At 65.5% G+C, this 25,657-nt stretch carries 23 protein-coding genes, 1 tRNA gene and 1 pseudogene; 12 read left to right on the forward strand and 13 right to left on the reverse strand.

Going from position 1 to position 25,657, the window contains the following annotated elements; translation table 11 throughout:
- Positions 1 to 21 precede the first annotated feature (21 nt).
- Positions 22 to 729 (reverse strand): YoaK family protein, encoded by a 708-nt coding sequence (locus AB0J29_RS07265; protein WP_364780706.1) that lies wholly within the window; start codon positions 727 to 729, stop codon positions 22 to 24.
- A 156-nt stretch (positions 730 to 885) separates the two neighbouring features.
- Here AB0J29_RS07265 and AB0J29_RS07270 point away from each other — a divergent pair, with 156 nt between their 5' ends.
- The 3 genes from AB0J29_RS07270 to AB0J29_RS07280 all read left to right on the forward strand — a co-directional run bounded on the left by AB0J29_RS07270 (position 886) and on the right by AB0J29_RS07280 (position 4,426).
- Positions 886 to 1,827 (forward strand): acyl-CoA dehydrogenase family protein, encoded by a 942-nt coding sequence (locus AB0J29_RS07270; RefSeq protein WP_364780709.1) that lies wholly within the window; start codon positions 886 to 888, stop codon positions 1,825 to 1,827.
- 710 nt (positions 1,828 to 2,537) lie between these two features.
- On the forward strand, positions 2,538 to 3,575 hold the full coding sequence (locus AB0J29_RS07275) for an ATP-binding cassette domain-containing protein (protein WP_364780712.1): 1,038 nt from the start codon (positions 2,538 to 2,540) through the stop codon (positions 3,573 to 3,575).
- A gap of 32 nt (positions 3,576 to 3,607) precedes the next feature.
- Entirely contained in the window at positions 3,608 to 4,426 is an 819-nt protein-coding gene (locus AB0J29_RS07280) for an ABC transporter permease (RefSeq protein ID WP_364781191.1), read from the forward strand.
- A 17-nt stretch (positions 4,427 to 4,443) separates the two neighbouring features.
- Here the strand turns inward: AB0J29_RS07280 and AB0J29_RS07285 are convergent, their stop codons facing one another.
- Positions 4,444 to 4,656 (reverse strand): hypothetical protein, encoded by a 213-nt coding sequence (locus AB0J29_RS07285; protein WP_364780715.1) that lies wholly within the window; start codon positions 4,654 to 4,656, stop codon positions 4,444 to 4,446.
- A 257-nt stretch (positions 4,657 to 4,913) separates the two neighbouring features.
- Here AB0J29_RS07285 and AB0J29_RS07290 point away from each other — a divergent pair, with 257 nt between their 5' ends.
- Together AB0J29_RS07290 and AB0J29_RS07295 are read left to right on the forward strand one after the other, a co-directional pair.
- Complete coding sequence (locus tag AB0J29_RS07290; protein ID WP_364780718.1) at positions 4,914 to 5,441, forward strand: peptidylprolyl isomerase; 528 nt, start codon at positions 4,914 to 4,916, stop codon at positions 5,439 to 5,441.
- 4 nt (positions 5,442 to 5,445) lie between these two features.
- Positions 5,446 to 6,315, forward strand: coding sequence for a rhomboid family intramembrane serine protease (locus AB0J29_RS07295; RefSeq protein ID WP_364780721.1), 870 nt, complete (start codon positions 5,446 to 5,448; stop codon positions 6,313 to 6,315).
- Between the two features lie 44 nt (positions 6,316 to 6,359).
- On the opposite strand, the gene AB0J29_RS07300 is transcribed toward AB0J29_RS07295, so the two are convergent.
- A complete protein-coding gene (locus AB0J29_RS07300) occupies positions 6,360 to 6,824 on the reverse strand; it encodes a PH domain-containing protein (RefSeq protein ID WP_364780724.1) in 465 nt (154 codons plus the stop codon).
- 130 nt (positions 6,825 to 6,954) lie between these two features.
- On the reverse strand, positions 6,955 to 7,218 hold the full coding sequence (gene crgA / locus AB0J29_RS07305) for a cell division protein CrgA (RefSeq protein ID WP_364350815.1): 264 nt from the start codon (positions 7,216 to 7,218) through the stop codon (positions 6,955 to 6,957).
- Positions 7,219 to 7,422: 204 nt separating this feature from the next.
- On the opposite strand from crgA, the gene AB0J29_RS07310 reads away from it, so the two are divergent.
- Both AB0J29_RS07310 and AB0J29_RS07315 read left to right on the forward strand, forming a co-directional pair.
- Positions 7,423 to 8,067, forward strand: a complete 645-nt coding sequence (locus AB0J29_RS07310) for an aminodeoxychorismate/anthranilate synthase component II (protein ID WP_364780727.1) — start codon at positions 7,423 to 7,425, stop codon at positions 8,065 to 8,067.
- Positions 8,064 to 9,191 carry a dihydrofolate reductase family protein gene (locus AB0J29_RS07315; protein ID WP_364780730.1) on the forward strand — a complete coding sequence of 376 codons (1,128 nt, stop codon included), beginning with the start codon at positions 8,064 to 8,066 and terminating at the stop codon, positions 9,189 to 9,191. The genes AB0J29_RS07310 and AB0J29_RS07315 overlap by 4 nt, the downstream gene beginning before the upstream one ends.
- Positions 9,192 to 9,381: 190 nt before the next feature.
- On the opposite strand, the gene pknB is transcribed toward AB0J29_RS07315, so the two are convergent.
- From pknB to AB0J29_RS07350, 7 genes are all read right to left on the reverse strand, one after another.
- Positions 9,382 to 11,286, reverse strand: a complete 1,905-nt coding sequence (pknB, locus tag AB0J29_RS07320; protein ID WP_364780733.1) for a Stk1 family PASTA domain-containing Ser/Thr kinase — start codon at positions 11,284 to 11,286, stop codon at positions 9,382 to 9,384.
- Entirely contained in the window at positions 11,283 to 12,827 is a 1,545-nt protein-coding gene (locus AB0J29_RS07325) for a protein kinase (RefSeq protein WP_364780736.1), read from the reverse strand. Before AB0J29_RS07325 ends, pknB begins: the two co-directional genes overlap by 4 nt.
- 37 nt (positions 12,828 to 12,864) lie before the next feature.
- Positions 12,865 to 14,331: a penicillin-binding protein 2 gene (locus tag AB0J29_RS07330; RefSeq protein ID WP_364780739.1), complete on the reverse strand. Its 1,467-nt coding sequence runs from the start codon at positions 14,329 to 14,331 to the stop codon at positions 12,865 to 12,867.
- A complete protein-coding gene (locus AB0J29_RS07335; RefSeq protein ID WP_364780742.1) occupies positions 14,328 to 15,803 on the reverse strand; it encodes an FtsW/RodA/SpoVE family cell cycle protein in 1,476 nt (491 codons plus the stop codon). Before AB0J29_RS07335 ends, AB0J29_RS07330 begins: the two co-directional genes overlap by 4 nt.
- Positions 15,803 to 17,293 carry a protein phosphatase 2C domain-containing protein gene (locus AB0J29_RS07340; RefSeq protein ID WP_364780747.1) on the reverse strand — a complete coding sequence of 497 codons (1,491 nt, stop codon included), beginning with the start codon at positions 17,291 to 17,293 and terminating at the stop codon, positions 15,803 to 15,805. The genes AB0J29_RS07335 and AB0J29_RS07340 overlap by 1 nt, the downstream gene beginning before the upstream one ends.
- Positions 17,290 to 17,757, reverse strand: a complete 468-nt coding sequence (locus AB0J29_RS07345) for an FHA domain-containing protein (protein ID WP_364780750.1) — start codon at positions 17,755 to 17,757, stop codon at positions 17,290 to 17,292. The genes AB0J29_RS07340 and AB0J29_RS07345 overlap by 4 nt, the downstream gene beginning before the upstream one ends.
- Before the next feature lie 202 nt (positions 17,758 to 17,959).
- Entirely contained in the window at positions 17,960 to 19,348 is a 1,389-nt protein-coding gene (locus tag AB0J29_RS07350; protein ID WP_364780753.1) for a DUF3662 and FHA domain-containing protein, read from the reverse strand.
- Positions 19,349 to 19,573: 225 nt separating this feature from the next.
- Here AB0J29_RS07350 and AB0J29_RS07355 point away from each other — a divergent pair.
- Together AB0J29_RS07355 and AB0J29_RS07360 are read left to right on the forward strand one after the other, a co-directional pair.
- Positions 19,574 to 19,656: transfer RNA gene (locus AB0J29_RS07355), tRNA-Leu, on the forward strand.
- A gap of 738 nt (positions 19,657 to 20,394) precedes the next feature.
- A pseudogene (locus tag AB0J29_RS07360) lies at positions 20,395 to 20,988 on the forward strand (isochorismatase family cysteine hydrolase).
- Between the two features lie 66 nt (positions 20,989 to 21,054).
- Here the strand turns inward: AB0J29_RS07360 and AB0J29_RS07365 are convergent.
- Positions 21,055 to 21,948 carry an NADP-dependent oxidoreductase gene (locus tag AB0J29_RS07365; RefSeq protein WP_364780756.1) on the reverse strand — a complete coding sequence of 298 codons (894 nt, stop codon included), beginning with the start codon at positions 21,946 to 21,948 and terminating at the stop codon, positions 21,055 to 21,057.
- An 86-nt stretch (positions 21,949 to 22,034) separates the two neighbouring features.
- Here AB0J29_RS07365 and AB0J29_RS07370 point away from each other — a divergent pair, with 86 nt between their 5' ends.
- Complete coding sequence (locus tag AB0J29_RS07370) at positions 22,035 to 22,619, forward strand: helix-turn-helix domain-containing protein (RefSeq protein ID WP_364780760.1); 585 nt, start codon at positions 22,035 to 22,037, stop codon at positions 22,617 to 22,619.
- Between the two features lie 202 nt (positions 22,620 to 22,821).
- A complete protein-coding gene (locus tag AB0J29_RS07375; protein WP_364780764.1) occupies positions 22,822 to 23,709 on the forward strand; it encodes a CPBP family intramembrane glutamic endopeptidase in 888 nt (295 codons plus the stop codon).
- Positions 23,710 to 23,777: 68 nt separating this feature from the next.
- On the opposite strand, the gene AB0J29_RS07380 is transcribed toward AB0J29_RS07375, so the two are convergent.
- Positions 23,778 to 24,650, reverse strand: coding sequence for a LysR family transcriptional regulator (locus tag AB0J29_RS07380; RefSeq protein WP_364780767.1), 873 nt, complete (start codon positions 24,648 to 24,650; stop codon positions 23,778 to 23,780).
- A 113-nt stretch (positions 24,651 to 24,763) separates the two neighbouring features.
- On the opposite strand from AB0J29_RS07380, the gene AB0J29_RS07385 reads away from it, so the two are divergent.
- Complete coding sequence (locus AB0J29_RS07385; RefSeq protein ID WP_364780770.1) at positions 24,764 to 25,615, forward strand: alpha/beta hydrolase; 852 nt, start codon at positions 24,764 to 24,766, stop codon at positions 25,613 to 25,615.
- The last annotated feature ends 42 nt before the right edge of the window (positions 25,616 to 25,657 follow it).

Below are 25,657 nucleotides of genomic sequence, written 5' to 3' on the forward strand. Positions count from 1 at the left end.
CTTCGACGGCGCGCACAAGGGTCAGCTCGTCGCGGGCGGTCCGTGGCGGTCCAGGTGCAGGTAGGTGTAGCAGGTAGTGATCAGGCAGACCACGGTGGCGGCGATGAGCATGGCCCAGCCCGCGACGATCTGGCTCAGCAATCCGCCGAGCAGCGCTCCCGTGCAGAAGGCGGTATAGAGCAGGAAGTAGCCGAGCCAGTCGGCGTAATCGCCACCGCTGATATGGCGTTCGATGCCCTGGGCCATTTTGACCAGCGTGCCGGTGACGTAGCTGAGCGGAACAGAGACCTCGCCGTCCTTGACGAAGGAGGTGTTGAGGGCGCCGACGCCGAAGGTGACGAACAGGATCGGGATGAGGTCGATATTGGTGACGTTCGTTGCCCAGTAGCCGATGCCGTCCACCAGCGATGCCACGGCGAGGCTGAATGTGGTGAGCAGGGTCGGGCCGTGCGGATGGCCGGACCAGTAGCGCCTGCGGCACCAGGAGGCCACCACTACGCCGACGAGGAACGAGAGCAGCAGCAGCGCCGCGGCGATGGCGAGATGGGGTTCGTTGTGGAAGTAGCCGAGCACGGCGCGTTCGGTATTGCCGGTCATGAATGTCACGAAATAGCCCTCGGTATGCATGAACGCCGCGGCTCCGATGAGACCGGCCAGTGCGGCGAGTACCCACGACAACCGCGCCTCGGCGTTGTACAGCGCCCTTCGGCGCACGAGATCCGGTTTCATCACTGGTCAGGCTCCTCATACGGGGATGGCGAGTCAGTGATACTCGGCGATCCTGAGATTCTGCTGCTGCATCGCCGACGTTCCGGATAACGATTGCTCGGTCGTCGCTGTCTTGCCCGGTGCTGGCCAGGTGCTGTTCTCGGTTAGCGTGCACGAGTGGACTCTGTGTTCGACTATCTGCTGACCGAGGCGCTCGATCCGACACCGCTCGAGTCGATCACCGACGCGTGGGCGCGGCATCGGGCAGCCGCCGAGCGTTTCGACACCACGATCGATATCGCGATCGCCGGTGGATTCGGTGCGGACCGACTGGGTTTCGCATTCCTGTCCGGATATCAGCAGGCGCTGCGCGCGTTACTGCCCGAACTCCCGGCCGATGAGCTGGTCGCGGTCTCCGCGACCGAGGCGGGTGGCGCGCATCCGTCCGCGATCGCGACCGAGGTGACCGAGGCCGACGGCGGTTGGCGGGTGAACGGCACCAAGACCTTCACCACATTGGGGATACTCGCGCGCCGGCTGTTGGTGATCGCCAGCACGGGCACGGCGGCCGACGGCCGGAACCGGCTGCGCGCGGTCCTCGTCGATGCGGCCCAGCCCGGCGTCGGTGTGACGAATCTGCCCCGGACCCAGTTTGCCCCCGAAATCCCCCACGCCTCGGTGACATTCACCGACGCGGTGGCCGAGCCGCTGCCCGGCGACGGGTACTCCGATTACCTCAAACCGTTCCGCACCATCGAAGACGTCCATGTGCTCGCGGCCACGATCGGCTGGTTGGTGCGGATCGGGCGCGCGTCCGGCTGGCCGCGGGCGACGCTGCAGCGGATGCTCACGGCGGTGGCCTTCGTGCGCGGCCTCGATATGGATCGGCCGACCTCACCCGGGGGACATATCGCACTGGGCGGTGCGTACGCGTATTTCGAGCAGGTACTGACCGAATTGGAGCCGCTGTGGGTACAGGCCGATCCGGTCGTTCGCGAGCGGTGGGAGCGGGACCGTCGATTGCTGGCGACCGCCGGAAAGGTTCGGGCGCAACGGTTGACGGCAGCCTGGCGATCGGTGGGCACCGCGGAGAATCCGGCGGTGCCGACAGATAGCTGAGCTGGGGTGATCTGCCCCGGAAATGGGGAGCGGGCCTCGGCGAAGGGGGGGAGTTAGCCGAGGCCCGCGTATGGTCGGCCCGGGGGGGAGGGGCCGACGTGAATGATCCTACGCGATGATCCGGGATTGTGTGTGCGTGGGGATCGCCACTTTCCAAGATTTTTCGAGATGGCTCACCTGCGACGGGCGCGGACACCGGCCGAATAGCCGGACCGGTCGGTTGTCGGTCTGTTCACCGATTCTCTGACTGTTGTCAAAAATGTTGTTGCGCAGGGATTTACGGCTCGGGCTCGAACACGCAGCCCGGTCGAGATGAATGTGAAAACCATGCCGACCGGTTGCTGCGTGCCCGAAGTCGCTCCTCGGGTCTGTCGTCCGTACGACAGATTTGGCCGGATTTGCCGCGTGTCGTTCGGGTGCGGGCATGTCGGGCACATGGATCCCGAGTAGCGCCGGGCCCGAATCGGGTAGTGCGCTACCCGCGATCGGACGGATACCGGGCGCGATCGAACCGGTCGCATCCCGATCCGGCACCCCCCCGAGCACCGCCCGGAATGGGATGCGGCCGTTTGTGTTCGGTGGCCACTGGTGTCCGTCGATTACGGGGCAAGCCCAGGTCGACGAAAAATCACCGGAAATTGTCGGTGCCCAGGGCAATACTGACTCGAGTACTGGTCACCTCGCCCGAGCGAGCGAACCTCAGGAGAAGTATGCCCGACGCAATCGTCGCCGAAGGGCTGGTCAAAAGATACGGCCAGTTGGTCGCCCTCGACGGACTCGACCTGGCTGTGCCCGAGGGCACCGTCACCGCATTGCTCGGACCCAACGGTGCGGGCAAGACCACCACCGTCCGGGTGCTCACCACGCTGCTCATTCCGGATGCCGGCCGCGCGATTGTCGCGGGTATCGATGTGCTCCGCAATCCACAGGCCCTGCGCTCACGGATCGGCGCGTCCGGACAATATGCTGCCGTCGACGAATATCTCACCGGATTCGAAAACCTGGAGATGGTCGGTCGGCTTTATCACATGGGCGTGCAACGCAGTAAGGAGCGCGCTCGGGAACTGCTGGAGCGCTTCCGGCTCAGCGATGCCGCCGACCGGCCGGTCAAAGGCTACTCGGGCGGTATGCGCCGACGGCTCGACTTGGCTGGCGCGCTGGTGGCCAATCCACCGGTGCTCTTCCTCGACGAGCCGACCACCGGACTCGATCCGCGGGCGCGCCTCGACCTGTGGGATGTCATCGAGGAACTGGTGGCCGGTGGCACCACCCTCTTGCTCACCACGCAGTACATGGAGGAGGCCGACCGCCTGGCCGATGCCATCGCGGTGATCGACCACGGCAAGGTGATCGCCCGCGGTACCGCGGATGAACTCAAGACCCTGGTCGGCGGCGACCGCATCGAACTCACCGTCGACCACGCCGACAATCTCGCGGCCGCCCAGGAGGCGCTACAGGGTTTGGCGGATGGGGAGATCCATCTCGAACCCGGACTGCGCCGGATCACCGTTCCGGTCAGCGACGGATCGCAGGCGCTTGTCGCCGCCATCGGCCGGTTGAGCACGCACAATGTGCAGATCCACGATGTGGGTCTGCGTCGTCCGTCGCTGGACGATGTCTTCCTCACCCTCACCGGTCACGAGGCCGAGGAGTTGGTCAACGGCGATGGACGCAATGGCGACAGACCCGCGGATCGGCTCGACAAAGCCACGGACCGGCTCGAAGTAATGCAAGAGGGCAAGCGATGACCGCGGCGATCGTGGACACCGGAACAACCCGAATGCCGCTCGGCGAACGCCTCGTCATCGTCTGCACCGACAGCGTGACCATTGCGAAGCGGAATGTCATCAAGATCAAGCGCGTACCCGACGTGCTGATCTTCTCGACGCTGTCGCCGATCATGTTCGTGCTGCTGTTTGCCTATATCTTCGGCTCGGCGATCGAGGTGCCCGGCATGTCGGGCGGCTATCGGGAGTTCCTGATCGCGGGCATCTTCGCGCAGTCGGTGGTGTTCGGCGCGACGTTCACCGGATTGGGCCTGGCCGAGGATATGCAGAAGGGCATTATCGACCGGTTCCGCTCGCTGCCGATGGCGCCGTCGGCCGTGCTGGTCGGGCGCACCGTCAGCGATGTGGTGATCAATGTGGTCAGCCTGGTGGTCATGTCGCTGACCGGTTATGTGGTCGGCTGGCGGATTCGCGGATCATTGCTCGACGCGGTTCTCGCCTATGTGCTGTTGCTGCTGTTCGCGTACGCGATCTCCTGGATCATGGCCGTGGTCGGCCTGCTGGTCCGCGCGCCCGAGGTCTTCAACAATGCCAGCTTCATGGTGATCTTCCCGCTGACATTCCTGGCCAACACCTTTGTGCCGCTCGAGAATCTGCCGACGGCGCTGCGGGTATTCGCCGAGTGGAATCCGGTGTCGGCGGTCACCCAGGCGACTCGCGATCTATTCGACAATACCAATCCGATGGCACCGAAATCGGACGCCTGGTCCATGCAGCATCCGGTGGCAACCACGCTGGCGTGGGTGATGATCATCCTGCTGGTGTTCATCCCGCTCGCGCTGCGACAGTACAAGCGCACCGTCAGCCGCTGATCGTATTCGAGCGGCCGTCAGCGACCGTTGTCCGCGCGGGCGCCCGCCAATGGGGTGGGCGCGGAACCGTTGCGGGAGTATCCGATTCGCGGCGGCGCCGATGCCGGCTCCGGCGGTTGTGGACGCTTGCTACGGACCAACCAGGCCGCGCCACCGGCCAGCGCGACGACGACCGCGGCGATCAGTCGGTTACGAGAACGTGTGGAGGTGAGTAGGCGCCCCAGGGTCATGGGACAACTGTGGCACATACCCTCGCATCCCGCAGTAGTCGCAGATACGATTCTGCGCATCGGGACAACTGATTTCGTGGGCACATGGGTAACTCCCCGGGTACAGGCTAACTCAACCACGACGTTGCAGTCGGCCGCCTACGCTGCTGTCTTGCACCTGAGTCTGGCGCCTGAATTCGCGGGGAGGCGGATGAGCTCCCTGCGTGCCGGGGGACCGGTGTGGCGAACATGGATGTCTCGCTGGCTAGCATGACGGTGTGACCTCACCGAATCAGACCGCCGTGGCCACGTTGCACACCAACCACGGCGATATCAAGATCTCGCTCTTCGGTAACCACGCCCCGAAGACGGTGCGGAACTTCGTCGGCCTGGCCGACGGATCGGAACCGTACAAGACGGAGAACGCCAGCGGCGGCACCTCCGGTCCCTTCTACGACGGCGGGCGCTTCCACCGAGTGATCGACGGGTTCATGATTCAAGGTGGTGACCCGACCGGCACCGGACGCGGTGGACCCGGCTACGAATTCGGCGACGAATTCCATCCGGAGCTGCGCTTCGATCGCGGCTACCTGCTGGCGATGGCGAATGCGGGACCGGGCACCAATGGTTCGCAGTTCTTCATCACCGTCGGCCCGCAGCCGCATCTGAACCGCAAGCACACCATTTTCGGGGAGGTCGTAGACCCCGATTCGCGCAAGGTCGTCGATGCCATCGCGACCACGCCGACCGATCGCAACGACCGTCCCAAGGAAGCCGTCACCATCTCCAAGATCACTATCGAATAATCCGATGAATGCTCAACCGCCCGCACCGACGTGCGTCCGCCACCCCAATCGTCCTACGGGCCTGGCCTGCACACGGTGCGGGCGGCCGGCCTGTCCGGAATGTCTGCGACCCGCGGCGGTCGGCCAGCACTGTGTCGACTGTGTCCGTCAGGGGCAACGTGCGGTCCGGCCGGTGCGAACCGTCGCCGGTGCGCAGATGGCGCGGACCCCGATTCCGTATGTCACCTATGCGCTGATCGCGCTGAATACGATCGTCTTCGCGGTCACCGCGGGGCAATCGAAGAGTCTGGTGGAGAACACCGGGCATTCGGCGCTGTACATCGACTGGGTGCTGTATCCGCCGGCGGTGGCGCACGGTCAGTATGTGCGACTGGTCGGATCCGGTTTCCTGCACTACGGTCCGATCCACCTGCTGCTCAATATGTTCGCGCTGTACGTGGTCGGCCGCAGTATCGAGCCGGTGCTCGGACGGGTGCGCTATCTGGCGGTCTACCTGGTGTCACTGCTCGGCGGTTCGGCCGCCGTCATGGTTTTCGCGAAGGACACGCTGACCGCGGGCGCATCGTGTGCGGTGTACGGACTGTTCGGCGCGATCACCGTGGTCCTGATCCGGGTGCGGCAGAATCCGAATCAGATGTTGATCCTCATCGGCATCAATGTCTTCATCAGCTTCTCACTGCCCGGTATCTCATTGGCCGGACACCTCGGTGGACTCGCAGCAGGCACTCTTGCCGCACTCGGAATTCTGTTTCTGCCGCAGTGGTTGCGCGCGAAATCCCAAGACAACGCACGGCTGATCGGGTGGGCTGCCGTAGCCGCCGTCGGCGTGGCGGCACTTGCCGTCATCGTGGCCGCGGCGTTGACACTGCGGTAGATGCTTCACGTGAAACGTTGCCGCCGCGCACATCCGGTGCGCGGCTACTGCGCCAGTCCGTGTGCGACAAGGGATTCGAAGACCTCGTCCGGACTGGTGCCGAGGTCCCATCGGCCGAAGATCAGCAGGCGTTCGTCGCCGTGGTGCTCGACATCGATTTCGAGCATGGGATTCTTGCGACCGAGGCGGCGATAGCCGACGACTCGGGCCTGGATTATTTGATCGCGGGTGTACTCGGTTGGCCCGGTGAGGCTGCGAACCACCAGCCGCGGCGGTGGGTCGGTGGTGATGCTCAGGCGTGGGCGCTGTCGGAATCCGAGTCCGGCCAAGGCGAGCAAGCCGACCGCCGCCAATCCGATGAGCAGGCGACTCGGTCCGTCCTTGGCGAGGATGGCGGCACCGGCCAGCACCACGCCACCGGCGGTGACCGCGATGAGTGCTGCCATCGGCGTGGTCCAGGTGGTGCGTGGTACGGGAAACGGATCAGGCGAATCGGATTCGGGATCCACGTGTCACTTTCCCCAATCGTTCCTCGAGTTGTCCACACGGTTATCCACAGGTGTGCATGAATGACACGTCTGTGATCCCACCGCTACCGACTGCTTGCAGGTCGCTCGAAAGAGCCAGCTATTGCCCGGGTCAACGCCACCGCATGGTCATGATCAGGCCGATGACCATCAGACCGAAGCCGATCAGGAAGTTCCACGCCCCGAGATCCGCCATCCAGGTGATCCGGTCGTTGGCCAGGTAGTAGACGAGCAGCCAGACCAGCCCGGCCAGCATGAAGCCGAGCATGATCACGACATACCAGACGGGGGACGGCCCCGCCTTCACCTTGACCGGCGTGCGGCTGGCGGGATTGATCGTGTAATCAGTCTTCTTACGGACCTTGGACTTGGGCATGTCGTCCTCGTGTTCGGCGTTCAGGTCGGTACCGGCGGGCAGGATTCGGTTGAATTATGGCCGAGCTCGCGCACCACAGAACCCGACCCGGCGGGAGCCGAGACGGTCCGGGTGAGGGCTCAGGTCCCCTCCGGTCTGTCTCTAGGCTATCCCAACTGGTAATGCGCGCGACGGTCCGCCGGGTGGCCACGTAATCTCGACAGCATGCGTGTACTGGTCGTCGACAACTACGACAGCTTCGTGTTCAACCTGGTGCAGTACCTCGGCCAGTTGGGTGCCGAGGCCGTGGTCTGGCGCAACGACGACCCGAAGCTAGCCGATGTGGACGCGGTCGTCACCGAATACGACGGCATTCTGATCAGCCCCGGTCCGGGCACTCCCGATCGTGCCGGGGCGAGCATCGACCTGGTACATGCCTGCGCCCGGCACGGCATTCCGCTGCTCGGGGTATGCCTCGGCCATCAGGCCATCGGCGAGGCCTTCGGCGGCACTGTGACTCGCGCGCCGGAGCTGCTGCACGGCAAGACGAGCTCGGTCTTCCATCTCGGCGTGGGCGTGCTGGCCGGTCTGGCCGACCCGTTCACCGCGACCCGATACCACTCGCTCACCGTCCTCGAGCACACCCTGCCCGCGGATATCGAGGTGATCGGGCGCACCGAGTCCGGGATCGTGATGGCCATGCGGCATCGGACCCTGCCGATCCATGGCGTGCAGTTCCATCCCGAATCGGTGCTGACCCAGGGCGGGCACCGGATGTTGGCGAACTGGCTGGAGATATGCGGCGAGCGTCCGTCCGAGGGGCTGGTGGAGATGCTGGAGGCGGAGGTTGCGGCACTGGTGACCCAGTGACGCGACGACCCTATGTCCTGCTGTCCGTCGCGGTCAGTGTCGACGGATATATCGACGATGCCAATCCGCAGCGGCTGAAGCTGTCCAATGCCGCGGATTTCGATCGCGTGGATCAGGTGCGCGCGGACTCCGACGCGATCCTGATCGGTGCGGAGACGCTGCGTCGCGACAATCCGCGGTTGCTCGTCAACAGTGCGGACCGGCGCGCCGCGCGCATCGCGGCCGGAAAACCGGAGTACCCGTTGAAGATTGCCGTGAGCGCGCGCGGCGATCTGGATCCCGGGCTGCGGTTCTGGCAGTCCGGCTGCGAGAAACTCGTGTACACCACTCACGCCGGTGCGGCCAAGCTCGGCGATCGGCTGGCCGGTCTGGCGGAGGTCGTCCCGCTCGGTGCCGATATCGACCTGGGTGCGTTGCTCGACGATCTCGGCCGCCGCGGCATCGCCCGGCTCATGGTCGAGGGCGGCACCCGCATCCATACGGAGTTTCTCTCAGCGGACCTGGCCGACGAATTGCAGATGGCGGTCGCGCCGATCGTCGTCGGACATGCCGCGGCGCCGCGCTTTCTCGGGCCCGCGAGCTACCCGGCCCGCAGGATGCACCTGGCCGATGTCACTCAGGTCGGTGATATCGCATTGCTGCGCTATCTGCCGCGCGCGTCCGGCGGTACCCCCGAACAGACCGATATCCAATTCATGCGCCGGGCAATCGAACTGGCGCGGCTGTGCCCGCCGAGTCCGATCGCGTTCTCCGTAGGCGCGGTCATCGTTGCCGATGGTATCGAGATTTCGACCGGCTATTCGCGCGAGACCGATGAGAAGGTGCACGCGGAGGAGTCCGCGCTCGACAAGCTCGATGCGGACGATCCTCGGCTAGCCCGCGCGACGATGTACAGCACCTTGGAACCATGTTCCCAGCGCGCGACCACGACCCGGCTGCCGTGCACCGACCGGATTCTGCGGTCCGGGATTCCGCGCGTCGTCATCGCCTGGCGGGAACCATCGACCTTCGTGAGCAACTGTGTCGGGGTGGAGCAGTTGCGCCTGCGCGGCGTCGATGTGGTCGAATTGGCGGAGCTGGCCGAGGAGGCGATGTCGATGAATCGCCACCTCGATCTTTCCTGACCGGAGTCAGGGGCTGACTGCGGTGACGAATTCGCCGAGCTGATTGTCGTCGAGGTGGCCGGTCAGGTCGGGTTTCATGATGTCCCTGGCAGTGGTCATGGGGCTGCCTCCGGTTCCACGGTGGGTTGGATGAGCAGCCCCTACGCACGCCAATCGGACCAAGTGGTCCGTCTCCCGTATCAAGGCGCTATCACGGCGCACCGAGGACGTAGGTGGTGATCGACACCGTCCCGTTCTTCCCGATTGCCGATCCAGCCGCCGGCTGCTGGCTCACGATCCGGCCGATGGCGTTCGCATCGAAAGTGCCCTGGGTGGCTTGGGTGATCTGTGCCGAGGTGCCGGTCCATCCGGCCTGCCGCAGCTTTTCCACCGCCTGTGCCGCCGTCAGGCCGATCACGCTCGGCATGACGATGTCGCCGCTGGAGACCTGCACGGTGACCGTTGATCCCTTGTCCGCGGTCGCGCCACCCGCCGGGGTGGTCGCGATCACCTCACCCTTGGGCTTCGAGGACGGCACCTCCTGAACGGTGATCTTGAATCCGGAGCTGTCCACCAGATTCGGCTGCGCGACGCTGATGTCCTGACCGATCACATTCGGCACCCGGATCTGCTCCGGCCCGGCGCCGAGGGTCACGACAATGGCCCGGTCGATATCGACGCGGGAGCCGGCCGACGGATCGGTGCCGATCACCTTGTCCGTCTCCTGCGCACTCGACGGCTTGCGCTGCACATTCGGATCCATCCGCAAACCGCTGGCGTTCAGCTGCTGTTCGGCCTGCTCCTGGGTCATCCCGTCGAGCCGGGGAATCTGCACCTGCGCCGGTCCGGTGGAGACCTGCACGGTAATCGTGCTGCCCTTGTCGACCTGGGAACCGCCGAGCGGCTGGGTGGAGATGACATTGCCGGTGGCGACCGTGTTATTCGCCTTCTGCTGAATGGCCACGGTGAAGCCGAGCTTCTGCAGCGAGTCCTGGGCCTGCTGCGACGATTTGTTCGAAAGGTCCGGTATCGCGACCTGATCCGGGCGCGCACCCGGTCCGATCAATACCCAGAACAGGGCGAACGCGACGATGACCGCCGCGGCGGCGCCGAGCGCGATATAGAGATTGCGGCGCGGACTCGCCGGTTCGGCGCGCTCTTGCTCGGCGGTGTCGTCATTGCGCTCGACGGTGCGGAAGCTGCGCGGTGCCGGTTCGTTCGAGCCGAGGATGGTGGTGCGGTCCTCATCGGTCATCACCATCGGTGCGCTGGGCTTCTGGCCGCCGAGCACCCGGATCAGATCGGCGCGCATTTCCGCTGCCGTCTGGTACCGGTTGGCCGGATTCTTGCTCATCGCCTTGAGCACAACCGAATCCAGTTCGCGCGGCACTCCGTTGTGCACATGCGATGGCAGCCGCGGATCCTCCCGGACGTGCTGGTAGGCCACCGCGATCGGCGAGTCGCCGGTAAAAGGCGGCTCGCCGGTGAGGATTTCGAACAGCACGCAGCCGACGGAGTACACATCCGAGCGGGCGTCGACGGTCTCACCGCGCGCCTGTTCGGGCGAAAGATACTGCGCGGTACCGATGACGGCCGCAGTCTGGGTCATCGGGTTGGAGTTGTCGGCGATCGCGCGCGCGATGCCGAAGTCCATCACCTTCACCGCACCGGCCCGGTTGATCATGATGTTGGCGGGCTTCATATCGCGGTGCACGATTCCGGCCTTATGGCTGAAATCCAGTGCCGCACAGACGTCGGCAACGACTTCCATGGCCCGGCGCGGCGGCAGCGGGCCCTGACCGCGCACGATATCGCGCAGCGTATCGCCTTCGACGTACTCCATCACGATGTACGGCAGCGGGCCGCCGTCCACCTCCGCCTCGCCGGTGTCGTAGACCGCGACGATGGCCGGATGGTTCAGGGCGGCGGCGTTCTGTGCCTCACGCTTGAAGCGTAGATAGAACGTCGGGTCGCGGGCCAGGTCGGCGCGCAGCACCTTGATCGCCACGTCCCGGCTGAGCCGTAGATCGCGCGCCTTGTGGACTTCGGACATGCCGCCGAACCCGATGATCTCACCCAGCTCGTAGCGGGAGGAGAGATTCTTCGGGGTCGTCATGGTTGTCCTTGCGGAGTAGCAGCGCCTGGAGTGGCCGAGGGTCCTCGGACACCGGGACTATCAGGAAATGGTAAATCGAGCGTAGGGAACCACGAGCCTCTGGTGGTGGTGGATGCACTCGATGTCTTCGACGGCTTCGTCGTAGTCGGCGTCTGCGTTGTCGTCGTGGCCGGCGGCTGCGTGGTCGTGGTTGTCGTCGTAGTCGGCGCCGGTTCCGCGCTCGGCGGTGGTAGCGGGGGCCGGGCCGGCCTGGTCTCGGTGTCGACGGTCGTCGGCGGTTCGGTTGTCGTCGTGGTCGACGGCTGCGTGTTGACCGGCGGCGGCGCGACCTTGGTGGTGGTGGCGGACGGGCGCACGGTATCCGGATTGGTATCGCCGCCGAAGAGCAGCCACAAAACGAGACCGACGAGTAGCACCGCGCCGACGGCGACGGCCGCCCCGACCTTCTGGCCGGTGGTGTATTTCGAGGTCTCCGGATCGGGTGCCGGGTTGCCGCGGGTGGCACCGGAACTCATCACGGTCCTCGGCGCGGCGGGTGATTGTCTGGTCGAAGCGGCGCCCGCCACACCCATCGGGGTGGCCGGGGTGTTGTACCGGACCGTCGGACCCTCGTGGTCGTGCGCCGGCAGAATCACCGTCGGACCGGGCGGCAGTACCCGGGTCGCACCGGTCGCCATCGGTCCGCCGGTGGCAACCGGTGGTGGTGGGCGGCGTCCGGCACGCACAGCGGCGATGGCGTCGGCGAATTCGCCGCCGCTGGCGTAGCGCAGGGTCGGATCCTTGCCCATGGTGATCTCGATCAGCTCGCGCACATTGGGCGGCAGATCGGATGGCATCGGCGGCGGGGCCTCGCGCACATGTTTCATCGCGACGGTGATCGCGCCGTCGCCGCTGAACGGCCGCTGCCCGGCCAATGCCTCATAGCCGACCACACCGAGTGCGTACACATCGCTGGCCGCGGTCGCGTCCTCGCCGACTGCCTGCTCGGGCGCGATGTACTGGGCGGTGCCCATCACCATGCCGGTCTTGGTCACCGGGGAGGCGTCGACCGCCTTGGCAATGCCGAAATCGGTGATCTTCACCTGACCGGTGGGCGTTACGAGGATATTGCCCGGCTTCACGTCACGGTGCACGACACCGGCGGCGTGCGCGACCTCGAGTGCGCGACCGGTCTGCTCCAGCATGTCCAGACCCTGGGCCACCGAAAGCCGGCCCAGCCGGTTCAGCACCGTATTGAGCGGTTCGCCCTGTACCAATTCCATGACCAGATAGGCGGTTTCGCCGCCATGCGGATCCATGGTCTCGCCGTAGTCATAGATTCCGGCGATACCCGGGTGATTCAGCTGGGCCGTGGTCTTGGCCTCACTGCGGAACCGGTGCCGGAAGGTCGGGTCGGCCGAGAACTCGGATTTGAGCACCTTCACCGCGACCCGGCGGTCCAGCCGGGTGTCGAGTGCCTCCCATACCTGACCCATACCGCCCGTGGCGATCAGGCGTTGCAGCCGATATCGGTCGGCGATCATCGCGCCGTTGTTCAACATCCCGGCCCCCGTACATCCACTCGCACGTTCATATCTCTCAGCGCCCTCGCAAACCGGCATCCAAGACCGCGCGGGCAATCGGCGCGGCCACTGAGCCACCAGTCGCGGCCAACGCCCGGTCGCCGCCGTTCTCCACGATCACCGCGATGGCGATCTTGGGTTTCTGCGCGGGCGCGAAGGCGATGTACCAGGCGTGTGGTGGCGTATTGCGCGGATTGCTTCCGTGTTCGGCGGTTCCGGTCTTAGAGGCGATTTGATACCGGGTCTGGCCGTGTCCGACGGTGTTGTCCTCCGACGCGATCATCAGGTTGGTCAGCGTTGACGCTACCTGGGCGCTGACAGCTTGGCCGACTGAGACCGGTTTATTTTTGGAAAGCTCGCTCAGATCGGGTCCCTGCAGCTGATCGACCAGGTACGGCTCCATGCGGACGCCGTCGTTGGCGATGGTCGCCGCGATGACCGCATTGTCCAGTGGGGTGAGCGCGACATCGCGCTGGCCGATGCTGCTCTGGGCCAGTGCGGCATTGTCCGAAATCGGGCCGACGGTACTCTCCGCGACCGGAATCGGGATGTTACGGCGCTGGCCGATGCCGAAGGCGGCGGCCTCGTCCTTGAGTCTCGCGGCGCCGACCTTGAGGCCGAGTTCGACGAATGCGGTATTGCAGGATCTGCGGAATGCCTCGGTGAGCGTCGCGGTGGGGCCGCTACCGCAGGTGGTGCCGTTGTAGTTCTCCAGAGGCGTGTTGGTGCCCGGCAGGGTGATGCTCGGCGCTGCGGTGAACTGGTCATCCGGGGTTGCGGTGCCGTTGGCCAACGCGGCGGCGGTGACGACCACCTTGAAGGTGGAGCCCGGTGGATAGGTCTGCGACACAGCACGATTCAACATGGGTTGGCGTTGGTCCGCACTCAGCTCTTCCCAAGATTTGGTGCCCTGGGCGCCATCGTGCCCGGACAGCAGGTTCGGGTCGTAGCTGGGGGTGGACACCATGGTGAGAATCTTGCCTGTACTCGGCTCGATCGCCACCACGGAACCGGTGAAACCCTTGGCGCTCAGCTGCTCGTAGGCGACCTGCTGCATCATCGGATCCAGCGTGGTGAGCACATTGCCGCCGCGCGGATCACGACCGGAGATCATATCGATCAGGCGGCGTCCGAACAGCGAATTGTCCGAACCATTGAGCACCGTATCCTCGGCGCGCTCCAGCCCCGTGCTGCCGTACTGCATCGAGTAGAAGCCGGTGACCGGTGCGTACGCCTCCGGATCGGTGGGGTAGGTGCGCAGATACTTGTAGCGGTCGTCGGTGGCGACCGAACTGGCCAGTACCGTGCCGCCCGCGGAGATCTGCCCGCGCTGGCGGGCGTATTCGTCGAGCAGCATGCGTGAGTTGCGTGGATCGGTGCGGTAGTCGTCGGCCTTGATGACCTGCACATAGGTGGCGTTGAGCAGCAGCGCGACGATCATGAGCATCACCGCGACCGCGACCCGTCGTAGCGGTGTGTTCATTCCTGCGGCCTCGCTTCCGGTTTGCGCAGAAGCTCGGTGGTCGCATCCGCGATCGGGGCCACCGGATCCTTCTTGCGCACCGGCGCCGGGGCACGCGCCGCGTCGGAGACCTTGATCAGCAATGCCAGCAGCGCGTAGTTGGCCAGCAGTGACGAACCACCGTAGGACATGAACGGAGTGGTGAGACCGGTCAGCGGAATCAGCTTGGTGACACCGCCGACCACTACGAACAGCTGGATCGCGATGGTGAACGCCAACCCGGCGGCCAGCAGCTTGCCGAAGCTGTCGCGCACGGCGAGCGCGGTCCGCAGCCCACGCACCACGAACACCAGGAACAGCAGCAGCACCGCGGCCAGTCCGAACAGGCCGAGTTCCTCACCGATAGTGGTGATGATGAAGTCGGTTTTCGCGAAGGGCACCTGCGAGGGCCGCCCGCTGCCGAGGCCGGTGCCCGCCAATCCGCCGGTGGCCAGTCCGAACAGCGACTGCGAGATCTGGTAGCCGGTGTTGTTGTAGTCCGCGAACGGGTGCAGCCAGGTCTGGGTGCGCACCCGCACATGGCTGAAGGCCTGGTAGGCGAAGAAGAATCCGATGGTCAGCAGCGCGCCGCCGATAATGAGCCAGCCGACCCGCTCAGTCGCGATATAGAGCATCACCAGTACCGTGCTGAAGATCAACAGCGAAGTGCCGAGGTCCTTTTCGAAGACCAGCACGCCGATGCAGACGATCCAGACCACCAGAATCGGTCCGAGGTCGCGAGCGCGCGGGAACTCCATGCCGAGGAAATGCCGACCGGCTGCGGTGAACAGATCGCGCTTGGCGACCAGCACCGAGGCGAAGAAGATGATCAGCAGAATCTTCGCGAATTCACCCGGCTGCACACTCAAACCGGGCAGCCTGATCCAGATCTTGGAGCCGTTGGTCTCCGAATACGCGCCAGGCAGCAACGCCGGAATCGCCAGCGCGACCAGACCGACCAGGCCCAGGGTGTAGCTGTAGCCGGCCAGCGTGCGGTAATCGCGCAGTACGACCAGGAGCGTGATGAAGATGATCATCCCCAGACCGGTCCACAGGATCTGTTGATTGGCGTCGGGGGAGGGGATCGGCCACGAGTTGTAGGCGGCGGTCTGTGCATCGGCGAGATCGAGCCGATGAATCAACACCAGACCGAGTCCGTTCAGCAGCGCGGCGATCGGTAAGAGGAGTGGATCGGCGAACGGTGCGAAACGCCGCACCGCGAGATGCGCCACCGCGAACAGGGCCAGGTAGGCGAGACCATACTTCGCGATATCCCAGGTGATTGATTGTTCCTGACTCGCCTCGACCAGGAACAGCGAAACGGTGACGATGCCGGTCGCACCGGCGAGCAGGGCGAGTTCGGCATTGCGCTTCGTCGACGGCGGGGGCGCTGGCGCGAATCCGCCGGGAGGACTGGGAAATGCCCCAGCGGACGATGATGCCGGAGCAGACATCAGTCCGTCACCCGGCAAGGCTCCCCCGCCGTTTGGGGGTTCGGCGACGCGGGCGCCGTCGGGGCCGGGGTCTTGGCATCTGGGCTCTTGGTCTCACCCGGCAGCGGTTCGGGTGCGGGCGCCCGGTTCTCGGTGGCCGGCGCGCCCGTCCCCGGCACGGGTGCACCGGGCTGCGTTGGCGGTTCGCTCGGCGGAACGACACCGGGCTGCGGCACCGACTCCTTCGCCGTGCACACGGGCAGCAGTTCATTGCGGGCCAGCATCTGCATCTGCTTGCGCGCCTCGTCCAGCGAACCCGGCGGCAATCCCTTGTCCACCTGGTCGTGCCCGGTCTGCTTGAGATCGGACACCTTGAGCGCCGTGCATTTCGGCGGCAGCGTCTCGTCCGGCTGCTTCAGGGTGAGCGTGCCGGATGGGTCGACACAGCCGATCATCTCGACCTCGTGGATCGAATAACCCAGCACCGAACCCGGCAGCCCGCGCATGATGACGACCTGGTTGCTATCCGCCCCGACGTAGTAGTTGCTGCGAATCATCTTGTAGCCGACCAGCAATCCGACAGCCGCGGCCAACACCAGGGCGACCGCGAGCAGGATCCAGCGCAACCTATGTGATTTCTGCGGCGGCGGCGTCTCCGGTGCGGCGGCGGCTCGGCGCGGTTCGGCGCGCGGCGGACGCATCGCGGCGGCCCGGCCGGCGGCGGTATTCGGCGGCGGGGTGTCCTCGTCCTGGCCCGAGGCCGCACCGGCCACGATCGGATGGCTCTGTCCGTAGTCCAGATCGATGACATCGGCGACGACCACCGTGACGTTGTCCGGACCGCCGCTGCGCAAGGCGAGTTCGATGAGCCGGTCGGCGCATTCGTCGGTGCTGCCCTCGCGCATGGTGTTGGCGATGGTCTCATCGCTGACCACGTCGGAGAGTCCGTCGGAGCACAGCAGATAGCGATCGCCGGCGCGGGCCTCGCGCATGATCAGCGTCGGCTCGATCTCGTTGCCGGTGAGTGCGCGCATGATCAGCGAACGCTGCGGATGGGTATGCGCCTGCTCGGGAGTGATCCGGCCCTCGTCCACCAGCGACTGGACGAAGGTGTCGTCGCGGGTGATCTGGGCCAGCTCGCCACCGCGCAGCAGATATGCGCGCGAGTCACCGATGTGGACCAGGCCGAGTTTTTTGCCCGCGAACAGGATCGCCGTGAGCGTGGTGCCCATGCCGTCGAGTTCGGGCTCTTCCTCGACGTGATCGGCAATGGCGGCATTGCCCTCGTGGACGGCGGTATTGAGCTTGCCGAGCAGATCGTCACCGGGCTCGTCGTCGTCGAGATGGGCGAGTGCGGCAATCATCAACTGCGATGCCACCTCGCCGGCGGCGTGGCCGCCCATACCGTCAGCTAGTGCGAGCAGCCGTGCGCCCGCATAGACGGAGTCCTCGTTGTTGCCTCGGACAAGACCGCGGTCGCTGCGCGCTGCGTAGCGGAGAACAAGTGTCACGATCGGAGCTCGATCACTGTTTTGCCGACACGGACAGGGGTGCCGAGTGGAACTCGGACTGCGGTGGTGACTTTCGCGCGGTCGAGGTAGGTGCCGTTCGTCGAGCCGAGGTCTTCGACGTACCAGTCGTCACCGCGCGGTGAGAGCCGCGCATGTCTGGTAGAGGCGTAATCATCGGTGAGTACCAGCGTTGAGTCGTCCGCACGTCCGATCAGCACCGGTTGGGTGCCGAGCGAGATGCGAGTGCCGGCGAGTGAACCTTGAGTCACCACAAGAAATTTGGCGCCCTTCTGGCCTCGGCTGAAAGAAGGCAGCACCGCGGAGCCGCGTGTGCCCCTGGGCTGGATCCGGATGCCGGATGCCGCGTAGATGTCGCTGCGCAGGGTGCGCAACACCGCCCACACGAATAACCACAACAGCAGCAGGAACCCCGTACGGGTCAATTGCAGGATGAGTCCCTGCACGGCGCTCCACCTCCTGTTCGACCGTGTACGTCGGTGCCCGTAGGTGCGAGTTCGCCCCCACCGGCTTGCTGGTTTCGCGAGCCCCGGTCCTGGCGACGCGCGTGTATTCGCAGCATCATAGGGCCGTGGGTCGAGTTCGATCACGATACGGCCGCAAAATCCCTGTACGCCATGTCGTGACCTGCATCGCGAGCTTACGGGATCAGACGATACGGATCAGGATCTCGGAGTGCCCGGCGCGGATAACATCGCCGTCGGCCAGCTGCCAGTCCTGAACCGGCGAGCCGTTGACGAGCGTGCCGTTGGTCGAACCCAGATCCGAGAGCATCGCCGTCTGCCCATCCCAGCGGACTTCGATGTGCCTGCGCGAAACTCCGGTATCCGGCAGCCGGAAGTGCGCGTCCTGACCGCGGCCGATGATGTTGCTGCCCTCGCGGAGCTGGTAGGTGCGGCCGCTGCCGTCGTCGAGCTGCAGCGTCGCCGAATAGCTAGAACCGGCTTGTGCGCCACCGCCATACGCGGGGGCCTGGTGGCCGCCCTGGGCGCCGTAGCCGGGCTGTTGCGAGTAGGCCTGCCCATAGCCGCCCTGCTCCTCGGGCGCGGCGTAGCCCTGCTCGCCGTAACCCGGTTCCGCGTAGCCCTGTTCGCCGTAGCCGGACTGTCCGTAGCCTTGCTGACCGTAGCCCGGCTGACCATAACCGCCCTGGTCAGCGTAGCCCTGTTCGCCGTAGCCGGACTGTCCGTAGCCTTGCTGACCGTAGCCCGGCTGGCCGTAGCCGGGCTCCTGGTAAGCCTGCTGTCCGTAGTCCCGGTCGGCGTAGCCACCCTGCTGCTGGCCGTAGCCGCCGCGATCGCCGTAGCCCTGGCCGTAACCCGGATCCTGGTAGGCCTGCTGCCCGTAGCCCTGACCGCCCTGCTGGTAGTCGTAGCCGCTCTGGTAGTCGCCGTAACCCTGCTGCGAGTCCGGCGCCTGGTAGTCGGAGCCACTGCCGTAGGGTGCGCCGCCCCGGCCGTAGTCGTCGCGGTACGCACCGTTCGACGGCCCGGGCCGCCCCGCAGGCGGCGGTGCGTACCCGCGGTTGCGTGGATCGGACTCCGCGGGCTCACGGCTTGGGTCGTAGCCTGAGTTCTGCGTCATGGGGCCAGCTCCTGGTTGCGGGGGTGCAGGTCGTTGTGGCGTGGGTTCGGGGCTGCGAGCCGGGGTGGCTCTGCGGCCGATGTCGGGGTCGACCCGACCGCTCGCTCTGAACTGTCCGGTGTGCAGCGTAGGTGATGCCTCGAATGCCACGTGTACTTCGCCGTAGGTCTGCCAGCCTTGCTCGCGGATGTAGTCCTGAAGGTGTTTGGCGAACGCGCGGGTGGTGAGGTCGTGGTCGGCGGCCAGTTGTTGGTGATCAGAGGTGTTGATGGTGATCACATAACTGTTGGGCGCCAACAGGTGTCCGCCACCCAGATCCTGGATGTTGTCGGCGGCCTCCTGCTTGAGTGCCGCTTCCACCTCCTGGGGAACGACACTGCCCCCGAAGGCTCTGGCGAACACGTCACCGACGGCGCCTTGTAGACGACGCTCGAATCGAGAAACGATGCCCATCTAGGCCTCCCTTCGGCGAGCGTCTGTGTTGATTCATAACAACGAGACACGGATATGGCGTGTCGCGTATCCGACCACGTTCATTGCATGATATCCACGATCGTCCACACCTGTAACTCCCCGAAGCCACCCTTGGTTCCCGTTTCTGTCCAGACCGCCCTCGAGTGCCGCCAACAGGCGATTTCGTGTCTCGCCAAACCGCGTGATACTGTCTCCCAGTCGCTCGGGCGAGTGGCGGAATGGCAGACGCGCTGGCTTCAGGTGCCAGTGTCCTTCGGGACGTGGGGGTTCAAGTCCCCCTTCGCCCACAGAGGTAGTTCGGTAAAGCCGTGGACCAGGGAATATTCCCTGGTCCGCGGCTTTCTTTGTCAACAGGATTTTGTTGACTGGGATCGTCAAATATTGTTGACAATTGTTTTCAATAGAGCGGAATGCTCCCCTTTCGGTTCGAACGCTGTGAAAACGCCCGGTTTTGGTGCTCGGCGCATGTGGATGGCCGAGTTCGCGGGTCGGCCTAGGGACGAAGAGGGTTTGCAAGCACTCCCAACCCTCGTGTCTCGATGGCTTGGAATAAGCCATCGAGGCGTTGACCAGGACGGCATCGATCCCCACCACTAGCATCCACTGATTGAGCCATCGTCGGCATCGACAGCCCTTCTCGACAAACTAGTTACTCTGGCGACGTGTGCGAATCCCGATTTCGGTGATCAGCACTATGACCTCGGTGAGCGAGGTCGAGATCGTTCTGCGTCGGTCAAATGTGCCGTCGCAGACCAGCGTGTCCCACTGGCGGGATGTACCTGCTGAACCCCCTCAGGGCACGATGGGCTGATACTCGAGATGCTCGGGCGCAGGGTCTGCCGAAGATGGTCGGCGGTGGAAGACTGCTCTGTCGTGATTGCCGAGGACGCGTGATTGCCGAGGACGCCGCCCAGGCGGGCAAACTGCACGGTTGGCGGATCGAGGATCGTGAATACGCACGTCAGGAAGCGCGCCGCGGTCGGCGTTTCGCCTTTCCCGATCTCGAGGCTCAGCGCACAGCGCTGGTGGTCATCGATATGGTGCCGTTCCATGTGAGCGACAACCCCTACTGCTGTGGGATCGTGCCGAACATCAACAATATGGCCCAGGCGTTGCGCGCGGCTGACGGGATGGTGGTCTGGGTTCTGCCCGCGGCCGGCGGGCCGACCGCACGACAAGTGGAGTTCTTCGGCCCGCGGATCGCCGAAACCTACAGCAGCTCAGGTGGTTCCGGTCTGCTCCATACTTGTGTGTGGCGCGAGTTGGACGTTCAGAACAATGATTTGTTCGTCGAGAAGTCGGCATACAGTGCCTTCTTCCCCGGCCGGTGTCCACTGCCTGAACTGCTCGAACAGCGAGACATCCAGACGGTCTAGATCACCGGCACCGTCACCAACGTGTGCTGCGAGTCCTCGGCGCGCGACGCGAGCACCCTCGGCTTCCGGGTGATCACGGTCGCCGACGCCAACGCTGCTCGCCGGGACCAAGACCACAACGCCACACTGCACACCATCTACCGGTCATTCGGCGACGTGCGCCCAACCTCGGACGTGCTGGCCATGATCAACGTCTCCACGCTCGAGCCCGCCTCCGTCGCGACAATGGACCAGGAGGAGTAGGCGGTCATAGCAATTGAGGGCCACTCGATGCTGCGCGGCGTGATCAACCGCGCAGCGGCTCTCGGCTCAGACGAGCAGGACCCGGCGCCCGCGGGTGTGTCCGGCCTGGCTGTCCGCGTGCGCGGCCGCGGCCGCGGCCAGCGGGTACGACCGGTCGACCGGGATGCGGAGTTTCTCGCGTGAGATGAGGTCGACAGCCTCGGCGAGTGCCTCGGGCATGCTGCCGCCGACGCCGGCGAATCGGATACCGAGCATCGGCGCCTCGAGGTCGGCGATGGTGATCACCTTCTCCGGATCCCCGGTCAGATCGAGGAGCCCGCGGATGACGCCCGTGCCGTTCAGGTCGAGCGCGGCGTCGACCCGGCCAAGTCGGCGTACCCGCTCGACCCAGCCCGTGCCGTAGATGGTGGCGACGGCGCCGAGACCGCGCACGTAGTCCTGGTTCGCGGGCCCTGCAGTGCCGATCACCTTGATTCCCCGGTCGCGGGCGATCTGTAGTACCGCCGACCCGACCCCGCCGGCCGCGCCGCTGACCAGCAGCGTCTGCCCCGGCTGGATGCCGACCATTCGGATGAGCCGGAGCGCGGTCTCGACCACGGACGGATATCCGGCCGCCTCGGCGAAGGTCAACCCCTCGGGCAGGCGCGCCCAAGAGGAGAGCACGGCGAATTCGGCGTAGGTGTTCGCACCTCGGCCGAACACGGCCTCGCCGACCTCGAGGTCGGTGACGCCGTCACCGACCTCGTCCACCACACCCGACGCGTCCTGTCCGACTCCGGCAGGCAGCTGGATCGGACGGATCCGCTGGAACTGGCCCTCGCGGGACCGCCAATCGTGCGGATTTATCCCCGCCGCCCGCACGGCGATGCGTATTCGACCTGGACCGGCGTGGGGCTCGGCCACCTCTGTCAGTTCTAGGACCTCCGGGCCGCCGTACTCGGCGAAGCGCACTGCTTTCATGCATCGAACATAACGCTATCCGTTAGCGTTTAACAACAGTTAGCATTACGCAACAGATACTGATTTGTATCTGATAGCATCACGGGATGACCGTGCCGACCGGACGCCGGGAACGTAAGAAGGCCGCGACCCGCCAGAAGATCGCCGAGACCGCCCTGCGGCTGTTCCTGGAACGCGGGTACGACGCAGTGGGCATCCGGGACGTGGCCGCCGAGGCCGACGTGGCCGTCACCACGCTCTTCTCCCACTTCGCCTCGAAAGAGGCTCTGGTATTCGAACAGGACCAAAACTTCGAACAGCGCCTCACGCAGGCGGTCACCGACCGGGCACCGGACGAACCGCTCATCCCCGCCCTGCGCCTGGCGATCCGCACCATGGTCCAACACTGCGCGGCCGATGGCGCCGCCCCGATCTGGCGCATGATCGACGAAACACCCGCTCTGCGGCAATACGAGGAGTCGATGCGGCTGCGCCACGCGGAATCGCTGGCCGCGGCCATTGCCGCCGACCTGGACCAGCCACCCAACACGACGGTCTACCGGGCGATCGCGAAGTTCGTGATCGACGCCTTCTCCCTGGCCCGCGAGGCGGACGATCCAGAAGCCGCGGTGGACGACATCTTCCGGATGATCGAGGCGGCCTGGGCGCTCACAGTTGGCACTCCCGCCTAGCCCTGCTCGCAGAACAACCCTGCCGCCGTTCGTTCAGCGCTCGCAGCTGTCGGTGACTCGACGCACCATCGACCGCCTCGCCGACTGACGAGATCCGGCATCTTTGGCGAGTGCGCCGAGCACGGCGGTGTAGGCAGCCGCACCTCGGATTCGGGAGTCAGCACCGCCGCGCACAACCGGTGTCGTCCAGTGGAATCGGGACATGATCGAGGTTCAGGGACAGCGGCGCAGAGCAGTTGCGAATCCGGTTGGGGTGGGGGCGTTTTTGGTGATCGCTTTCGGGGCGACGTGGTTGTGGTACTCAGTTGCGATCGTGGTGCTCGGGCTTTCGATCGTCAATCCGGTGGTGCAGTTGCCGATGGGGGTGGCACCGGCTGTGGCGGCGATGGTCGTGCGCCGCTGGATCACCCGGGAAGGGTTCGGAGATGCTGGTCTGGCGGTGCGGTTTCGTGAGAGTTGGCGGTGGTATCTCGGTGCCTGGCTGGGGCCGGTGGGGCTGGCTGCGGCTGCTGTCGGGCTGGCGCTGATTATCGGGTTGTGGCGGTCGGATGGTGGGTTATCCGTAGTGCGGACAGTCCCGATTCTGCTGGTTATGGTCGTGGTGCTCGTGCCGGTGTACTGGGGCGAGGAATTCGGCTGGACCAGCTATCTCCGGCCTCGCTTGTTTCCAGATCGCCCACGGCGATCGGTTCTGACGACGGGGCTCATCTGGGCGGTGTGGCATTACCCGTTGGCCCTCCTCGGCTATATCAACTTCAGCAATGTAGTGCTGGGACTGGCGATCTGGACCATCTCGTTCATCGCCCAGGAGACCATCCTCGCCTGGCTCTACCTACGCAGCCGCAGCGTCTGGACCGCGAGCCTGGCGCACGCTGGAAACAACATGGTCCTGTCGTTCCTGGCCGGCGAGCTCTTGGCCGCGCAGCTGGGCGACACGGTGCTCACCGCCGTCGTGGCCGTCCCGCTGGGTGTCGTGGCCGCATGGATCATGCTGACCGGTCGACTCGACCGAGCAGCAACCGCCGCGTCGTACGTGCCACGTCCTCGAGTGACACCTTTAAGTCACCAGCCACACCTTCTCGGCCCGTGAGGTCCAGTGGCGGGTGGCTGCAGAGGCCGGCTTCAAGATCGAGCGCACCCGTCCCGTTTCCGCCGGGATTACGGCATTCGCTCGTTGGATGCCAGGTTGTACAACGCTCGGGCCGCGGGCGAACCGGGTTCAGAACCGGCGAAGGCCAAGGCGAGTGTCCGCTTCACCGGCGGACGGAGAGGTCGGGTCACGACTGCCTCACTGTCCTTGCGGCCCAGTGTCGGCACGACACTTATGCCCAGCCCCTGGCCCACCATGGCTTCGATCGCCGAAAGTTCGCCGGCCTCGTAGGCCACCGTCAAGTCGGCGCCGGCCTCGTGTACCGCGTGCAGGATCACCGGTCGGCAGCCTCCGGTGGACAGGATGAACGGCTCATTGGCCAGCGCGGCGATTTCGACCGCCTCCGTGACGGATTCGCGCGCGAGAGGATGGTCGGGTGGCAGTAGTGCCATCATCTCGTCCGACCCGAGTTCGGTGGTTGTGAAACCCGGTGCGGGCAGGGTCACCACGCCGAGTTCGATGGCGCCGCGCTCCAGCCAGGAGCGTACGTCGCGGTCGAAGCCCTCCAGTAGCTGCACCCGTACCTGTGGGTAGCGGTCGGTGAACTCGCGCAGGAGCGGTGCCATGAGCGTGCCGGCTGCGGTGGGCAGACTGGCCAGTCGAAGCTCTCCTGCCACCTCGCCGGTCGTGGCGGCTACTTCGGACTTGACCAGGTCGATGTGGTGTACGGCGGTGCGGGCGTGAACGACCGCGCGACGTCCCGCCTCGGTGAGTACGGCACCGTCACGCTGCCGTGTGATCAGCCGTGCGGCCAGCTCACCCTCCAGCGCGGCGATGGCCCGGCTGACTGCGGGCTGGGAGATCCCCGTGTGGGCGGCGGCCGCGGTGAAACTGCCGTGGTCGGCAACGGCGAGCAGAATTCTCAGCTGTGAGAGCCGCATCACACCTCTCCTCCGCGACGGGATTTCTGATCAGTCAGCATGACCGCGGTGGCATGTCGACATACCGAAAAGGTTATTTGACCACCGGATTCTTTGCACCGAACACTCATGTCATGAGGTCTTCTTCCATTTCTTCCGCTCGCCGTTCCCATGTCGAGGTCGAAGGTTTGTCCGCCAGCTACTTGACGGCGGGAAGCCCGGATGCCCCTGCCGTACTTCTGGTACATGGCACCTACTGGAGCCGCGTCTGGCTGCCGATCCTGGACGGGCTGGCCGCCTCCGGGCTGCGACCGATCGCCGTCGACCTGCCCGGGCTCGGCCGTTCCGCGGGGGAGCTGACCCCGGCAACGGCCGCCGTCCCGGCACTGGCCGGCTGGGTGTCGCGCTTCGTCGAGGCGCTCGGCTTGCCGGAGCCGTTGAACGTCGTGGGGCACGATATCGGGGGCGCCATCGCCCAGTGTCTACTGGTCGGCTCCGACGTCGAGGTCGGACGGCTGGCGCTGGTGAACTCGGTGACCTACGACTCATGGCCGGTGCCCGCTGTGGCCCGGTTCCGCGACCCGGCCGTCCGGGCGGCGGTGACCCAGGACGAACTGCTCGACTCTCGCCGAACGGCGCTCACCAAGGCGCTGGGTCGGCCGGCGGACGAGCAGGAGATCGCCGAATACCTCGATCCGTGGACCGACCCCCGCGTCGGGCGCTCATGGCTGTGCCTGGCGGCGGCGGCCGACAGCCGATACACCATGGAGGCCGTGCCGGCGCTGACCGCCTCATCGGTGCCGAAATTGTTGGTGTGGGGTGAGGCGGACAGCTTCCAGCCGATCGCCTACGCGGAGCGTTTCGTCGCCGAGATGCCGGAATCCCGCCTGGTCGGGATTCCCGACGCTGGACATATACCGATGGAGAACGCTCCCGAGGCAGTGACCGAGACACTGACCGGGTTCTTCACTGACCGAACCCGCTGACAATATTCCGCAGCCCGCGCCCTGCGATGAGATGCTGGTCGT

This window comes from Nocardia sp. NPDC049707, from assembly GCF_040674855.1.
Taxonomy (GTDB): domain Bacteria; phylum Actinomycetota; class Actinomycetes; order Mycobacteriales; family Mycobacteriaceae; genus Nocardia.

What these genes read in the sequence shown, in the direction of transcription:
- AB0J29_RS07265 (WP_364780706.1), bottom strand. Translation starts at nt 729, where the DNA reads ATGAAACCGGATCTCGTGCGCCGAAGGGCGCTGTACAACGCCGAGGCG.
- AB0J29_RS07275 (WP_364780712.1), top strand. Translation starts at nt 2,538, where the DNA reads ATGCCCGACGCAATCGTCGCCGAAGGGCTGGTCAAAAGATACGGCCAG.
- AB0J29_RS07280 (WP_364781191.1), top strand. Translation starts at nt 3,608, where the DNA reads ATGCCGCTCGGCGAACGCCTCGTCATCGTCTGCACCGACAGCGTGACC.
- AB0J29_RS07285 (WP_364780715.1), bottom strand. Translation starts at nt 4,656, where the DNA reads ATGACCCTGGGGCGCCTACTCACCTCCACACGTTCTCGTAACCGACTG.
- AB0J29_RS07295 (WP_364780721.1), top strand. Translation starts at nt 5,446, where the DNA reads ATGAATGCTCAACCGCCCGCACCGACGTGCGTCCGCCACCCCAATCGT.
- crgA (WP_364350815.1), bottom strand. Translation starts at nt 7,218, where the DNA reads ATGCCCAAGTCCAAGGTCCGTAAGAAGACTGATTACACGATCAATCCC.
- AB0J29_RS07310 (WP_364780727.1), top strand. Translation starts at nt 7,423, where the DNA reads ATGCGTGTACTGGTCGTCGACAACTACGACAGCTTCGTGTTCAACCTG.
- pknB (WP_364780733.1), bottom strand. Translation starts at nt 11,286, where the DNA reads ATGACGACCCCGAAGAATCTCTCCTCCCGCTACGAGCTGGGTGAGATC.
- AB0J29_RS07325 (WP_364780736.1), bottom strand. Translation starts at nt 12,827, where the DNA reads ATGTTGAACAACGGCGCGATGATCGCCGACCGATATCGGCTGCAACGC.
- AB0J29_RS07330 (WP_364780739.1), bottom strand. Translation starts at nt 14,331, where the DNA reads ATGAACACACCGCTACGACGGGTCGCGGTCGCGGTGATGCTCATGATC.
- AB0J29_RS07335 (WP_364780742.1), bottom strand. Translation starts at nt 15,803, where the DNA reads ATGTCTGCTCCGGCATCATCGTCCGCTGGGGCATTTCCCAGTCCTCCC.
- AB0J29_RS07350 (WP_364780753.1), bottom strand. Translation starts at nt 19,348, where the DNA reads ATGGGCATCGTTTCTCGATTCGAGCGTCGTCTACAAGGCGCCGTCGGT.
- AB0J29_RS07365 (WP_364780756.1), bottom strand. Translation starts at nt 21,948, where the DNA reads ATGAAAGCAGTGCGCTTCGCCGAGTACGGCGGCCCGGAGGTCCTAGAA.
- AB0J29_RS07370 (WP_364780760.1), top strand. Translation starts at nt 22,035, where the DNA reads ATGACCGTGCCGACCGGACGCCGGGAACGTAAGAAGGCCGCGACCCGC.
- AB0J29_RS07375 (WP_364780764.1), top strand. Translation starts at nt 22,822, where the DNA reads ATGATCGAGGTTCAGGGACAGCGGCGCAGAGCAGTTGCGAATCCGGTT.
- AB0J29_RS07380 (WP_364780767.1), bottom strand. Translation starts at nt 24,650, where the DNA reads ATGCGGCTCTCACAGCTGAGAATTCTGCTCGCCGTTGCCGACCACGGC.
- AB0J29_RS07385 (WP_364780770.1), top strand. Translation starts at nt 24,764, where the DNA reads ATGAGGTCTTCTTCCATTTCTTCCGCTCGCCGTTCCCATGTCGAGGTC.